Source organism: Comamonas testosteroni ATCC 11996 (assembly GCF_000241525.1).
GTDB classification, from domain to species: Bacteria; Pseudomonadota; Gammaproteobacteria; order Burkholderiales; family Burkholderiaceae_C; genus Comamonas; species Comamonas testosteroni.
Genome location: NZ_AHIL01000029.1, coordinates 251067 through 264698 on the forward strand (window position 1 = coordinate 251067; position 13632 = coordinate 264698).

Sequence of the window (13632 nt, forward strand, 5' to 3'; positions counted from 1 at the left end):
ACAAACCAGAAAACACCGTTTAGCCATCAGCAGCCGGAGATTGCAAAGGCTTTTGCACCGCTTGAAAACCGCTTGTCAGCGTGATTTTTTGCGTCCAACCACCATGCATTTGCGTGGGATTCTACCCAATGGCATAGGGGCACTGACAGGCTGAGGGCTTGTTGTCATTTCAGATCACGAAATGGCAACAAGCCCATGCTGGCTTTCAGCTCAGTTATTTGGCAGGGCGAATCAACACATACTGCGCCCAGTCACCACGGCGCACCAGCACATTGACGGGTTTGGACTTGTCAGCCTTGGCCCAGGCAGCCTCGAAGCTCTTGAGATCGGAGACTTCCGCATTCGCCAGTTGCAGGATCACATCGCCTTCACGCAGGCCGGCACGGGCTGCGGCATCCACCGCAGCCGACACGCGCACGCCGCCCTTGATGGCCAGCTCCTTCTTCTGCGCCGCCGTCAGTTCGCTCAGCGTCAGGCCCAGAGCCTTGTTCTCAAGCGTGCCGGCGGAAGGCGTCTTGCCTGCCCCACCGCTGCCGGCCTTGGTCTTGGCAGATTCGTCGGAAGGCACTTCGGCAATCACCATGCTCAACTCCTTGAGCTTGCCGCGGCGCAGCACGGTAATGGAGCTCTTGGTGCCTGGCTTGGTATTTCCTACGAGACGCGGCAGATCGGAGACCTTCTCGATGGCCTTGCCATCGAACTTGGTGATCACGTCGCCCGCCTCCACACCGGCCTTGGCCGCAGGAGAGTCCGGCTCGACGGCCGAAACAAGAGCGCCTTCTGGCTTGCCAAGGCCTATGGACTCGGCCACATCCTTGGTCACGGGGCCGATCTGCACGCCGATACGGCCGCGCGTGACCTTGCCGGTGGCACGCAGCTGATCGCTGACACGGATCGCTTCATCCACGGGAATTGCAAAGCTGATCCCCATGAAGCCGCCCGAACGCGAGTAGATCTGGCTGTTGATTCCCACCACCTCACCACGCATATTGATCAGCGGGCCACCCGAGTTGCCTGGGTTGATGGCCACATCGGTCTGGATAAAGGGCAGATAGTCGCCCGTATCGCGCTGCTTGGCCGAGACAATGCCGGCTGTCACCGAGTTTTCGAGCCCGAAGGGCGAGCCTATCGCCATGACCCACTCGCCCACGCGCAGCTTGCTCACATCGCCGATCCTGACCGCAGGAAGCCCCTTGGCATCGATCTTGACCACCGCGACATCGGTACGCTTGTCTGCGCCGACTATTTTTGCCTTGAACTCTCGCTTGTCGGTCAGCGTGACAATGACTTCATCTGCGCCGTCGACCACATGGGCATTGGTCATCACATAGCCGTCAGCCGTAAGGACGAAGCCAGAGCCCACGCCACGTGGCTGCTCTTCCTCTGATTGACCGCCCTTGGGCGAGCGCTGACGCGGCACATTGGGCACTGGAAGGCCGAAGCGGCGAAAGAACTCCAGCATATCTTCATCCATGCCCAGAGCTTCGGCGCTGTTGTTGGAGACTTTCTCCAGCGTTCGAATGTTGACAACCGAAGGTCCCACCTGATCGACCAGATCCGTAAAGTCCGGCAGGCCGCGTGCCGTAGCAGCACTTTGGGCATGAGCAGCAGTAACCGGCAGCATGCCTCCTGCGGCCAGAGCTGCGATCGCCATCGCACTGGCAATGGCTGTAGCCGAAACACGGGATTTGAGCGTCATCCGGGCTGGTGTGCGCATCGTTTTTATTCCTTGTTCGAGTCGTCTGACAGAACGGGTCGTCAAATCAGACCCATGAGAGAAAACAGGTGAGAGCATTGAAGCGCATTCTGGCAAAAGCCGCCATCAACTGAAAGCGCTCAGGCTCTTCAAGTTGCGCGCAGATAAAACAGCATCTGCACCCAACTGATCCTAAATCAATAGCTGCGTACGCAAGCCGGGAAAAAGCCTAGACCTGAAAACCATGCATTTCAGGCCTAAGACTGCTGTGTGAAGAAGCATCAATGGCGGGTAGCCGTGGCAAAGCTTGCATTGCGCAAAAAGCTGGCAGGCATCTGCAGATTGGGCGCGCTGCTTTGCTGAGGGTGAGAAGCCAGCAACTCGTCCAGACGCGGATCACGCAGCATCACGGTCTGGCCGTTGGGACCAGCAACTGCCACCACCGTGGAAGACTGGGCTTCCGAACCCAAGGGCATGGCCGCCTCTTCAGCACCCGAAACGGGCTGGCTCAAGCCCAGCGATGCGGCAGGCGCAGCGGCCACTACGGCATTCGGGCTGAGAGCGGCGAGCTGCGCCCCACCCTGGCGGCCGTACACCCCCCCCGAACCTGCGAGCATGACCCCCCAGCCCACGGCGGCCACAGCAGCAACCGAAGCAAAGCCGGCCGCCATCTTCCAGCGAAAGACCGATGCATTGGCCGCCTGACGGGCAGGCAGGCTGACCACGGCTGCGCCGTTGCCCTGAGCCTGCACGCGCTCCTCGGCTGCAGTGATCTGCTCCAGACCGCCCAAACCGAGGGAACTGGCCGCATCTGCGGTCACACCGGGCAGATGAATGCCGCGAATCGGCTCGCGCTCCATATGAGCGCGCACGCAGCTCAGAATATCGTGCTGACTGTGATGGGCCAGCTCGGGAGAACGCAGCACATCACCAATCAGGTGATACATGGCCCAGGACTGCTGGCCTTCGTCGCTTTCCGCATAGGAAAGCACGGCCTGCATCTGGACCGAGGAAGCCTCGCCATCCACCAGGGCCGACAACTGTTCCTGCTTGATCAGATCGTCATTCATGAAGTTCACCTGCTCGTCTTGCCTGTACTACCAACGCTTTCCGCCCTGGCGCTCCAGCAGGGGCTTGACCCTGGCCGAAATCGCCTCGCGTGCCCGAAAGATGCGCGAGCGCACCGTGCCTATGGGACAGTCCATCGCCTGCGCGATTTCCTCATAGCTGAGCCCCTCGATTTCGCGCAGCGTGACCGCCTGGCGCAAATCCTCGGGCAAAGCCTCCATGGCAGCATTGACGGCTTCGGCGATTTCACGCGCCGCCAACACTGTTTCCGGGGTTTCCTGAGTCGTTAGTTCCTGTCTGTGAACAGAAGTTTCATCCTCATCGTCCCCAGTGTGTAACGCGCTCTCGGTCATCACCGGCGAGCGATGCATTTCCATCAAGGCCTTCTTGGCCGTGTTGACTGCGATGCGGTACAGCCAGGTGTAGAACTGGGCCTCGCCGCGAAACTGGTGCAAGGCCTTGTAGGCGCGGATGAAGGTTTCCTGTGCGATGTCGGGCACCAGATCGACATCGCGCACCATGCGGCCCACCAGACGTTCGATGCGACGCTGGTACTTGATGACCAGAAGCTCAAAAGCCCGTGTGTCGCCAGCATTGGCTCGTTCGACCAGAGCCAGATCGCTGTCGGCAGAGGGAGTGGGAAAATCGGGTGGTGTCATGAAAGGCCAAGCGGCGTGCTGCCATAACCGGCGAAGGCCTAGCCTTGCTCTGCCAGCGGCACGATGGAGGAATATACCGCACGCCGCAAGTCTCCCCATTGCTCGGGGCTGTGTCGTTGAGACAGGAAAATCCATAGCACCCGGCGCCTGCCGCCCTTGGACCTGAACACCAGAACCTCCGAAACGCTGAGCCAAAGCCAGTGGCCACCATCAAGCCCCACCGCCAGCCGCACAGGCAGTGACCGAGCGGTTGACAGGTTTTCGGCCTCCAGCAACCAATGCTCGCCATTCCAGAGCAGACGTCCTTGCGGCCAGTTTCGCCACTGTCCGCAAAGCAGCACTGCGGCCAGGATCAGGGCCGGCAAAGCCAGCAGCACCTGCACCCAGCCCGATTGGACTTGCAGGCACCAGACCAGCAGAGCCATCAGCAAGACTATCCCGTTCAGCACCAGCCCCCCTCCGGCCCAGCCAGGCCGGACAAAGACATAGGCAACGGCTGGAGCATGGTAGCGAGCACTCATGAGCCGACCATGTGCGAAAACCCGGCTGCAGCAAAGCTAGGGAAAGCACGATCAAGCCGCACATAGAACAAAGCCCGCAAGGCCTGGGCCTGTGCGGGCTTGTGCAGAAGCGGCTCGACGCGACTTAGACGCGCTTGAAGACCAGCGTGCCGTTGGTGCCGCCGAAACCGAAGTTGTTCTTCACGGCAACTTCCAGCTTGGCGTCACGCGCCGTATTGGCGCAATAGTCCAGATCGCACTCGGGATCCTGGTTGATCAGGTTGATGGTCGGAGGAATCTTCTGGTCGTGCAGCGCCATCACGGTGAAAACGCTCTCGATGCCACCAGCACCACCCAGCAGGTGACCCGTCATGGACTTGGTCGAGCTGACCACCAGATTCTTCTTCGCAAACTCGCCCATGGCCGCCTTGATGGCATTGGATTCGTTCGCATCGCCCAGCGGCGTGGACGTGCCGTGCGCATTCAGGTAATTGACCTGATCCTGGTTCACACCGGCATTGCGCAAAGCATTGAGCATGGCGCGGCGGGGGCCGTCCATGTTGGGAGCCGTCATGTGACCGGCATCGGCACTCATGCCAAAGCCTGCCAGCTCCGCGTAAATCTTGGCGCCACGGGCCTTGGCGTGTTCGTACTCTTCGAGCACCAGCACACCAGCACCTTCGCCGAGGACAAAGCCGTCACGGTCCTTGTCCCAGGGGCGCGAGGCAGCCTTGGGGTCGTCGTTGCGCGTGGACAGCGCACGCATGGCAGCAAAGCCGCCGACACCCAGAGGTGAGACAGTGGCTTCCGTGCCACCGGCCACGACGATGTCTGCATCGCCGTATTCGATCATGCGTCCGGCTTCGCCGATGCAGTGCAGGCCTGTGGTGCAGGCTGTCACTATCGACAGATTCGGCCCCTTGAAGCCAAATCGCATGGACACATGCCCTGCCACCATATTGATGATGGAAGCAGGCACGAAGAACGGCGTGATGCGGCGAGGACCGCGGGCAGCCAGTTCTGCGTGAGTGTTCTCGATCAGCGGCAGACCGCCAATGCCCGAGCCGATCACGCAGGCAATGCGTGTGGCTAGGTCTTCGGACAGGGCTTCGCCTGTGGGCAGGCCTGCGTCCAGAACGGCTTGCTCCGCAGCCGCGATGCCGTAATGAATGAAGGTATCCATGGAGCGCGCATCTTTGGCGCTCATGTACTTCTCCACATCAAATCCCTTGACCTCACCCGCAATCTTGCAGGAGAAGTTCGATGCATCGAACTTGGTGATGAGGTCAATACCGGACTGGCCGGCCAAAAGATTGGCCCAGGCTTCGCCCACCGTGTTACCCACGGGGGAGATGCAGCCCAGACCGGTCACGACAACGCGACGACGGCTCATGCGTTCAAACCTTTAACTGATCGCTGAAAAAAGACCTTAGGCCTTTTGGTGGGTATTGGCGTAGTCGATGGCGTTTTGCACCGTCGTGATCTTCTCTGCGTCTTCGTCAGGGATCTCGATGCCGAATTCATCTTCCAGGGCCATCACCAGTTCCACTGTGTCCAGGGAGTCAGCGCCCAGGTCAGCCACGAAGGCCTTTTCGTTGGTCACTTGGGACTCTTCAACGCCGAGTTGTTCGGCAATGATTTTTTTGACACGTGCTTCGATATCGCTCATGGTTTCCCTCAGGGGGTTGTGAATGAACCCGCGATTCTAGCCGTTTCGGGAGAAGCCCCTTGGCGGCAGGCCGTCGCGAGGACACGGCCACTGAACTTGCAAAAGTGTTCAGCTTCTGGCAGCAAGTACGGCAAACACCGCGCAAACTGCCGAAATTTCTTACATGTACATGCCGCCGTTGACGTGCAGTTCCTGACCCGTCACGTAGCCGGCACCGGCAGAAGCCAGATAGGCCACGGCATGTGCGATGTCGCTGGGTTGACCCAGATCACCCATGGCGATCTGTGCCTTGAGCGCAGCCTTTTGCGCCTCTGGCAGGTCTGCGGTCATATCCGTGGCGATGAAGCCGGGAGCCACACAGTTCACGGTGATGCCGCGGCTGCCCAGCTCTTTGGCCAGGGCACGGGTCATGCCAGCCACACCAGCCTTGGCTGCGGCGTAGTTGGCCTGACCTGCATTGCCCGAGGCACCCACCACGCTGGTGATGCTGATGATGCGGCCGAAACGCTGCTTCATCATGGGACGAATAGCCGCACGGCTGACTCGGAAAACAGCCTTCAGATTGGTGTCGGTGACGGCATCCCAGTCGTCATCCTTCATGCGCATCGCCAGGGTATCGCGGGTAATGCCGGCGTTGTTGACCAGCACATGCAGACCGCCGTCATTCTTGACGATGGAATCGATCAGGGCATCCACGGCAGCGCCGTCGGTCACGTTCAGCGTGACGCCACGGCCACCGAAGGCGGACAGCGCCTGGCTGATCTTTTCAGCACCGGTATCCGAGGTGGCCGTGCCAATCACTTGATAGCCCTTGGAGGCCAGCTCCTGCGCGATGGCGGCACCAATGCCACGGGTGGCACCGGTGACCAGGGCAACCTGGGGCTTGGTCTGGTTATCAGTCATGCGAGCAATTCTTTCACGTCAGCCAGTGTGGCTGTATCAAACAGGGGAACACCCGTCAGGTCGGCGTCAATACGCTTGACCATGCCGGCCAGCACCTTGCCGGGCCCACATTCCACGATATGGGTCACGCCGCGAGCCTTGATGGCCTGCACGCATTCCACCCAGCGCACCGGACCAAAGGCCTGACGATACAGGGCATCACGAATCGCATCAGCGTCCGTCTGGACGGTGACGTCGATATTGTTGATGACGGGAATCTGAGGCGCTGCCAGCGTCAGCTCGGCCAGTGCGGCCTTGAGCTTTTCAGCAGCAGGTTTCATCAGACTGGAGTGAAAAGGTGCGGAGACCGGCAGAGGCAGGGCGCGCTTGGCACCGGCCGCCTTGACCGCTTCGCAGGCCTTTTCCACGGCCAGCTTGCTGCCGGCAATCACGGTCTGGCCCGGGTCGTTGAAATTCACGGCTTCCACCACTTCAACGCCACCCAACTGAGCCGTCACTTCGGCACAGACTGCCTTGACCTTTTCGGCATCCAGCGCCAGAACGGCCGCCATGCCGCCCGTGCCCACAGGCACGGCATCCTGCATGGCAGCGGCGCGCAGACGCACCAGGGGTGCGGCCTGAGCCAGCGTCAGCACGCCGGACGCAACCAGCGCGGAGTATTCACCCAGGGAGTGACCGGCCACGGCATCGGGCAGCGCACCGCCTTCGGCCTGCCAGACACGCCAGGCCGCCACGCCGGCCACCAGCATCACGGGCTGGGTATTGGTGGTCAGCGCCAGCGCTTCCTTGGGGCCTTGCTTGATCAGCAGACCCACATCCTCACCCAGAGCCTCTGAGGCTTCGGCCACGGTTTGAGCCACGACGGGATGATCACCCCAGCCATCCAGCATGCCTACGGACTGAGAGCCCTGGCCAGGAAATACAAATGCGAATTTCTTCATATTTCTTAGTATAAAAACTGCCATAAACGCTTATCCAGATTGCGCTTATAGCTACATCTTGAGGAGCACAGCACCCCAGGTGAAGCCGCCGCCCACGCCTTCGAGCAGCACGGTCTGGCCTTTTTTGACCTGACCGCTGCGCACGCCATGGTCTAGCGCCAGAGGAATCGAGGCCGCCGAGGTGTTGCCATGCTGATCGACGGTCACCACCACCTTGTCCATGGACAGCTTGAGCTTTCGCGCCGTGCTTTGCATGATGCGGATATTGGCCTGGTGCGGAATCAGCCAATCGATGTCGGCATCCGTCAGACCTGCCTTTTCCAGCGCGGAGCGAGCAGCCTTGTCCAGCACGCTCACAGCCAGCTTGAACACGGCCTGACCGTCCATCTTGAGCAGGGGGTCACCCAGCACATTGCCGCCAGAGACATTGCCCGGCACGCAAAGAATGCCGACATGGCTGCCATCGGCGTGCAACTCGGTGGACAGGATACCGGGCTCGTCGGACGCCTCCAGCACCACGGCACCGGCGCCATCGCCAAACAGCACGCAGGTCGTGCGATCGTTGAAATCCAGGATGCGACTGAAGACTTCGGAGCCCACCACCAGAACGTGCTTGGCAGCGCCGGTCTGGATCATGGAATCGGCCACCGTCAGTGCATAGACGAAACCACTACACACCGCCTGCACATCAAAGGCAGGGCAACCGTTGCTGATGCCCAGCTTGTGCTGCAGGATGGCGGCCGTCGAGGGAAACACCATGTCCGGAGTGGACGTGGCGACAATGATCAGATCGATATCCGAAGCCTCTATGCCTGCAGCCTCGATGGCCTTGCGACTGGCTTCCAGAGCCAGGTCGCTGCTGGTCACATCGGGCTCGGCAAAGTGGCGGGCACGAATGCCGGTGCGCTCGACGATCCACTCGTCCGAGGTTTCCAGGCCGCGCTGAGCCAGCTCGGCTGCGAGGTCGTTATTGGTCAGGCGGCGGGGCGGCAGGTAACTGCCGGTGCCAATGATGCGTGCGTAGCGTCTCATGTCTTCTATCAGGGCGCCGAAGTTCCAGATTCCGTCTGCGCTGCCAGCAGCAATGGTGCGGCAGCAGCAATACGGCTGCGGACACGGTCAAGCAGGTTGTTGCGTGCCGCATCATACGCGCGGTTCAAAGCATGCTCGAATGCCATTGCATCGGCCGAGCCATGGCTTTTGAAGACCAGCCCGCGCAGACCCAGCAATGCAGCGCCGTTGTAACGACGGTGATCAACGCGCTTCATCAGCGCAGATAGCACCGGATAGGCAATGATGGCAGCAATCTTGGTGAAGATGTTGCGCTTGAACTCTTCCTTGAGAATCCCCGAGATCATCGAAGCGACCCCCTCGGTGGTCTTGAGCGCGACGTTACCAACGAAACCATCGCACACGACAATGTCCACCACACCCTTGAAGGTGTCGTTGCCTTCTACATTGCCGTAGAAGTTGAGGTTGCCCGCATCGCCTGCTGCGCGCAGCAGCTCTCCTGCACGCTTGATGACTTCGCTGCCCTTGATCAGCTCTTCACCGATATTGAGCAGGCCGACGCTGGGCGCCTCCGTGTTCTTGAGCGCCGACACCAGGGCCGAGCCCATGACCGCAAACTGCAGCAGATGCTCCGCCGTGCAGTCCACATTGGCCCCCAGGTCCAGCATGGTGGTGTCGCTACCCTTGGCGTTAGGCAAACCAAAGGCAATGGCAGGACGGTCAATTCCATCCAGCGTCTTGAGCAGATAACGCGAGATCGCCATCAGCGCCCCGGTATTGCCCGCCGACACTGCAGCCTGAGCCGCACCATTCTTTACCTGCTGTACGGCCACGCGCATGGACGAATCCTTTTTCTTGCGCAGAGCTATTTCCACAGGGTCATCCATGCTCACCACTTCCGTGGCGGGAACGACGGTCACGCGCTCATGCTTGAAGCCGGCCAACTCCTCGGCCTTGCCGACCAGCAGCAGATGCGCATCGGGGTGTGAATTCAAAAACTGACGGCACGCGGCCAGCGTGACGCGGGGGCCATGGTCGCCCCCCATGCAGTCAACAGCCAAATTAATCATGGGCGACTGACAGGTCCAATCGGGTTTGGGGTAATGAACTGAATGGTCCAGGGACCACCACAGGAGTTATCAGCAAAACCAGCCCTGGAATTGTGCAGCAAGGCCAGTCAAGGTTGATTTTGCAAATATCTCCCATAAAAACAAAAGCCTGCTGCTACAAAAAATGTAGCAACAGGCTTTGCGAATGCAGTCGTCGCTTAGGCTTCGGACTTGTTCTTCAGCACTTGACGGCCACGGTACACGCCGTTGGGGCTGATGTGGTGGCGCAGATGTGTTTCGCCGGTAGTGGCTTCAACAGCAATGCCAGGCACATTCAGTGCATTGTGCGAACGGTGCATGCCGCGCTTGGAGGGAGACTTCTTGTTTTGCTGAACAGCCATGATGGCTCCTGTGTATCTTGAAAGGGTTGGTAACACGACCCACACAGCAAGACCGGGCAAAAAACTCTGCCTTTCGACGCACCCACCGAGAGTAAGTGCGCCCTTGTCTGTGCAAGTCCTAAAAAAACGCGATCAGCCCATTAAAGACACGAGGGGGTTTCGCGCGAAGCTCACGATTATAGCGCAAACGCTTTTCGCGGCCTACGCAAAATCAAATCCCCACCGTGCTCCGGGCTGGATCAGTCGGCAGACTTGCCTACATTGAGAGATTGCAGCACGGCAAAAGGGTTCTCCTTTTGCTCATTGGCCTGCTCGAAGGCGTCATCGCTGACCTCCAGCTTGACGGGGACCGGGCAGACCTCATGGCGAGGCACCACCGGCACTTCCATCAGCAGCTCGTCCTCGATCAGCTCCAGCAGATTGAACTCGCTGCTCAGTGCCAGCACATCCTCATCGCTGTCGTCATCTTCCAGTTCTGCCGTCGGCTCGTCCGGAACGAAGCGAAATGACCGATCCACATAAAGGGGAATATCGGCCTCGGTCAGGCAGCGCTGGCAGGTCAGCGGCAAATCCACCTCGGCACTCAGGTGCAGCCACACATGGCCGCTGCCGCCCTTTTGCTCAACCAGCTCGCCTTCGGCCTCCCAGCGTACCAGGGGCTGCTCGCCAGTAATCGCCAGCGCATCGGCCGCCAGACGCTTGAAGTCCGACAATGGTGCCTGACCATGCAGATGACCTGCGGCCTGCGCGAAAGCACGCACGTCCAGCCGGGTCGCAGAAAAATCCTTGCTCATGCAGCCAGTGTAAGAGAATCCCGCAATGCCCGACTTATTGATTGCCGGACGACTTGAGCGTCCATTGATTCTTGGCTCCACCTCGCGCTACCGCCGCGAGCTGCTCAGCCGCCTGCAACTGCCGTTCGAGACGGTTTCTCCCGAAGTGGATGAAACCCCGCACAGCGGCGAGACACCCTACGAGCTGAGCCTGCGTCTGGCCGTGGCCAAGGCACAAGCCGTGGCCCAGCTACACCCCGGCGCCATCGTGATCGGCTCCGACCAGGTGCCCGAACTCGACGGCCAGCCCCTGTCCAAGCCTGGCACCCACGAGCGCGCCACCGAGCAGTTGCGCCAGATGAGCGGCCGCCAGATGAATTTCCACACCGGCGTCTGCGTGAGCTGTGCCGAAACCGGCTTTATAGAGTCCAGCGTGGTCACGGTGCAAGTGCGCTTTCGCGAACTGAACGACCTCGAGATCGAGCGCTATCTGCGTGCCGAGCAGCCTTATGACTGCGCAGGCTCAGCCAAAAGCGAAGGCCTGGGCATCGCTCTGCTGGATGCCATCGTCAGCGACGACCCCACGGCACTGATAGGCCTGCCGCTGATTCGCACCTGCCAGTTGCTGCGTGCCGCGGGAGTGGTTCTGCCATGAGCGACACATCCAAAGGCAAGGCAGGCACTCTTTATCTGGTGCCGGCTCCACTCGACTTCGGCTGCGAAAGCCAGACCGCACTGACCGAGGTGCTGCCCGAGGGCACGCTGCGTCGCGCTGCCTCTCTGACTCACTGGATCAGCGAAAACGCCAAGACGGCCCGCGCCTACCTCAAGCGCATCGACGCCCTGTTCCCGCTGGCTGCTCCGCTGCAGGCCCAGAACATTGCCGAGCTGCCACGCGAAGCCCACAAAAAAGGCGACCATGGCAACAAGGGCGGCGCCGTCTTCGACCCCAAGCCCCTGTTGGCACCGGCGTTGGCCGGGCAGGACATGGGCTTGATCAGCGAGGCGGGCATGCCCGCCGTGGCCGACCCGGGCAGCTCCATCGTGCGCGCCGCCCATGATCTGGGCATTCGCGTCGTACCGCTGACGGGACCGGTCTCGTTGCTGCTGGGCCTGGCTGCCAGCGGCCTCAACGGCCAGAACTTCGCCTTTGTCGGCTATGTGCCTCAGGATGGCGCCGAGCGCACGGCCCGCATCAAGGAGTTGGAGAGCCTGGCCCTGCGCCAAGGCCAAACCCAGCAGTTCATCGAGACGCCTTACCGCAATGCCGCCCTCTGGCAGGCGCTGCTGCAAACCCTGCAACCCAATACCAGACTGGCCCTGGCCAGCGGATTGACACTGGAGACAGCACGCATTGAAAGCCATCTGGTGCGCGAATGGCGCCAGCGCAACGCCCCACCCGACAATCGCACGCCGGTGGTGTTTGCCATAGGCCGCTGAGAGCCAGGAAACAAAAAAGCCTGCGGCTAAACCGCAGGCTTTTTGATAGCTACTGGTGCTATCCAGAAAGGGTTGGCGCCTCTCTGACGCTCGATCAGCGAATGCTGGGCACCAGCCCGCGCATGGCTTTTACCGATCCCTCGCCGATGGCCGCGCCAAACCGCTTGGCCAGACGTTCGGCCACATTGTCGCGGCGGGTGTAGTCGATGACTTCCTCGGCCTTGACCACTTCACGCGCCACAAAGTCGAGGCTGCCCAGCTTGTCGGCCAGACCCAGCTCCACAGCCTGCTGGCCGGTCCAGAACAGTCCACTGAACATTTCAGGGGTTTCATGCAGACGGTCGCCACGGCCGGCCTTGACCACGCCGATGAACTGCTGGTGAATCTGCTCCAGCATCTGCAGCGCAAATTCCTTTTGCTGCGCAGACATGGGGCTGAACGGATCGAGAAAGCCCTTGTTCTCTCCAGCCGTCAGCAGACGGCGTTCCACACCCACCTTGTCCATCACACCTGTGAAGCCGAAGCCATCCATGAGCACGCCGATGCTGCCCACGATGCTGGCCTTGTCGACGAAGATCTCGTCGGCCGCCGCCGCGATGTAGTAGGCCGCCGAGGCGCAGGACTCTTCGACCACCGCATACAGAGGCTTGTTGTACTTGGCCTTGAGACGCGTCATCTCGTCGTTGATGATGCCCGCCTGCACGGGGCTGCCGCCGGGCGAGTTGATCAGCAGCACCACGGCGCGCGAGCCCGAATCCTCAAAGGCGCTGCGCATGGCCGCCACCACGAACTCAGCACTGGCATCCGCTCCCGAGGCGATCTCGCCCTTGATCTCCACCACCGCTGTATGGGGCGAGGTGCTGGTCTTGGTGGCCGTATCCTTGAAGAACACCGCCCACAGCACCAGCAGCACCACTACGGACCACAGCAGACGGCTGAAAAAACGCCAACGCCGTGCTGCTCGCTGCTCCTTGATGGAAGCAAACACCAGCTTTTCCAGCACATCGCGCTCCCAGCCCCCATTCCCGGAGACCTTGGCTGCGGCCGGCGCCTCGGCGGATGCGGCAGAAGCCTTGGACCACAGGTCCGCGCCCGGCGTCACATGCGGCTGGGAATCATGGTTATCAGGGGTGTTTGGGGAACTCATCTCAAAACTCTGGAGGTTTCAGTTGTGGCCCAGTATGCCAGCGCACTACGCCATCGCTTTCGCTCAAGGCGATTTTTACCAGCCCGCCACGGCAAGGACCGCCTGCACAGGCACCGCTGTCAGGTTCGTAGGCAGCTCCGTGGGTAGAACACAACAGCCAGCGACCGGAATCGTCAAAAAACTGACCTTCCTGGTAGTCCATTTCCATGGGGATATGGCTGCAGCGATTCAGATAGGCATAGACCTGCCCCTGGTAGCGAATCGCAAAAGCGCGGCTGCCTTGACCGGCATACTGCACGTCAAAGCCCACAGCCCGACCGCCGTCGACCAGATCGGCACTGGCGCACAACTCCACGGTCTGCGTCATGGCAGCCT

Annotated in this window: 16 protein-coding genes; 2 read left to right on the top strand and 14 right to left on the bottom strand. The window is 60.7% G+C overall.

Annotated features, from left to right (window positions below):
• Positions 1 to 214: 214 nt before the first annotated feature.
• From CTATCC11996_RS12695 to CTATCC11996_RS12750, 12 genes are all read right to left on the bottom strand, one after another.
• Positions 215 to 1717 (bottom strand): DegQ family serine endoprotease, encoded by a 1503-nt coding sequence (locus CTATCC11996_RS12695; protein WP_003076649.1) that lies wholly within the window; start codon positions 1715 to 1717, stop codon positions 215 to 217.
• A gap of 260 nt (positions 1718 to 1977) precedes the next feature.
• Positions 1978 to 2766 carry a sigma-E factor negative regulatory protein gene (locus CTATCC11996_RS12700; protein WP_003076652.1) on the bottom strand — a complete coding sequence of 263 codons (789 nt, stop codon included), beginning with the start codon at positions 2764 to 2766 and terminating at the stop codon, positions 1978 to 1980.
• A 27-nt stretch (positions 2767 to 2793) separates the two neighbouring features.
• The gene (gene rpoE / locus CTATCC11996_RS12705) at positions 2794 to 3423 is read right to left on the bottom strand and encodes an RNA polymerase sigma factor RpoE (RefSeq protein WP_003076654.1); all 630 of its coding nucleotides are present in this window, start codon (positions 3421 to 3423) and stop codon (positions 2794 to 2796) included.
• 38 nt (positions 3424 to 3461) lie between these two features.
• A complete protein-coding gene (locus CTATCC11996_RS12710; RefSeq protein WP_003076655.1) occupies positions 3462 to 3944 on the bottom strand; it encodes a hypothetical protein in 483 nt (160 codons plus the stop codon).
• A 124-nt stretch (positions 3945 to 4068) separates the two neighbouring features.
• Entirely contained in the window at positions 4069 to 5316 is a 1248-nt protein-coding gene (fabF, locus tag CTATCC11996_RS12715) for a beta-ketoacyl-ACP synthase II (protein ID WP_003057981.1), read from the bottom strand.
• Positions 5317 to 5352: 36 nt separating this feature from the next.
• Positions 5353 to 5592: an acyl carrier protein gene (acpP, locus tag CTATCC11996_RS12720; RefSeq protein WP_003058049.1), complete on the bottom strand. Its 240-nt coding sequence runs from the start codon at positions 5590 to 5592 to the stop codon at positions 5353 to 5355.
• 159 nt (positions 5593 to 5751) lie between these two features.
• Positions 5752 to 6495, bottom strand: coding sequence for a 3-oxoacyl-ACP reductase FabG (gene fabG, locus CTATCC11996_RS12725; protein WP_003076657.1), 744 nt, complete (start codon positions 6493 to 6495; stop codon positions 5752 to 5754).
• Positions 6492 to 7436: an ACP S-malonyltransferase gene (gene fabD, locus CTATCC11996_RS12730; RefSeq protein WP_003076659.1), complete on the bottom strand. Its 945-nt coding sequence runs from the start codon at positions 7434 to 7436 to the stop codon at positions 6492 to 6494. Before fabD ends, fabG begins: the two co-directional genes overlap by 4 nt.
• A gap of 51 nt (positions 7437 to 7487) precedes the next feature.
• Complete coding sequence (locus CTATCC11996_RS12735; RefSeq protein WP_003076660.1) at positions 7488 to 8468, bottom strand: beta-ketoacyl-ACP synthase III; 981 nt, start codon at positions 8466 to 8468, stop codon at positions 7488 to 7490.
• 8 nt (positions 8469 to 8476) lie between these two features.
• The gene (plsX, locus tag CTATCC11996_RS12740; RefSeq protein ID WP_034348996.1) at positions 8477 to 9517 is read right to left on the bottom strand and encodes a phosphate acyltransferase PlsX; all 1041 of its coding nucleotides are present in this window, start codon (positions 9515 to 9517) and stop codon (positions 8477 to 8479) included.
• A 197-nt stretch (positions 9518 to 9714) separates the two neighbouring features.
• Positions 9715 to 9897, bottom strand: a complete 183-nt coding sequence (rpmF, locus tag CTATCC11996_RS12745; RefSeq protein ID WP_003058062.1) for a 50S ribosomal protein L32 — start codon at positions 9895 to 9897, stop codon at positions 9715 to 9717.
• 239 nt (positions 9898 to 10136) lie between these two features.
• On the bottom strand, positions 10137 to 10691 hold the full coding sequence (locus CTATCC11996_RS12750; RefSeq protein WP_003076664.1) for a YceD family protein: 555 nt from the start codon (positions 10689 to 10691) through the stop codon (positions 10137 to 10139).
• A gap of 25 nt (positions 10692 to 10716) precedes the next feature.
• Between CTATCC11996_RS12750 and CTATCC11996_RS12755 the strand changes: the two genes are divergently transcribed.
• Both CTATCC11996_RS12755 and CTATCC11996_RS12760 read left to right on the top strand, forming a co-directional pair.
• Positions 10717 to 11325, top strand: a complete 609-nt coding sequence (locus tag CTATCC11996_RS12755; RefSeq protein ID WP_034349000.1) for a Maf family nucleotide pyrophosphatase — start codon at positions 10717 to 10719, stop codon at positions 11323 to 11325.
• A complete protein-coding gene (locus CTATCC11996_RS12760; RefSeq protein WP_003076667.1) occupies positions 11322 to 12110 on the top strand; it encodes an SAM-dependent methyltransferase in 789 nt (262 codons plus the stop codon). The genes CTATCC11996_RS12755 and CTATCC11996_RS12760 overlap by 4 nt, the downstream gene beginning before the upstream one ends.
• Before the next feature lie 94 nt (positions 12111 to 12204).
• Here CTATCC11996_RS12760 and CTATCC11996_RS12765 read toward each other — a convergent pair whose 3' ends face one another.
• Positions 12205 to 13257 (bottom strand): S49 family peptidase, encoded by a 1053-nt coding sequence (locus tag CTATCC11996_RS12765; protein ID WP_034349004.1) that lies wholly within the window; start codon positions 13255 to 13257, stop codon positions 12205 to 12207.
• A gap of 1 nt (position 13258) precedes the next feature.
• Positions 13259 to 13624 carry a Rieske (2Fe-2S) protein gene (locus CTATCC11996_RS12770; RefSeq protein ID WP_003076671.1) on the bottom strand — a complete coding sequence of 122 codons (366 nt, stop codon included), beginning with the start codon at positions 13622 to 13624 and terminating at the stop codon, positions 13259 to 13261.
• Positions 13625 to 13632: the final 8 nt, after the last annotated feature.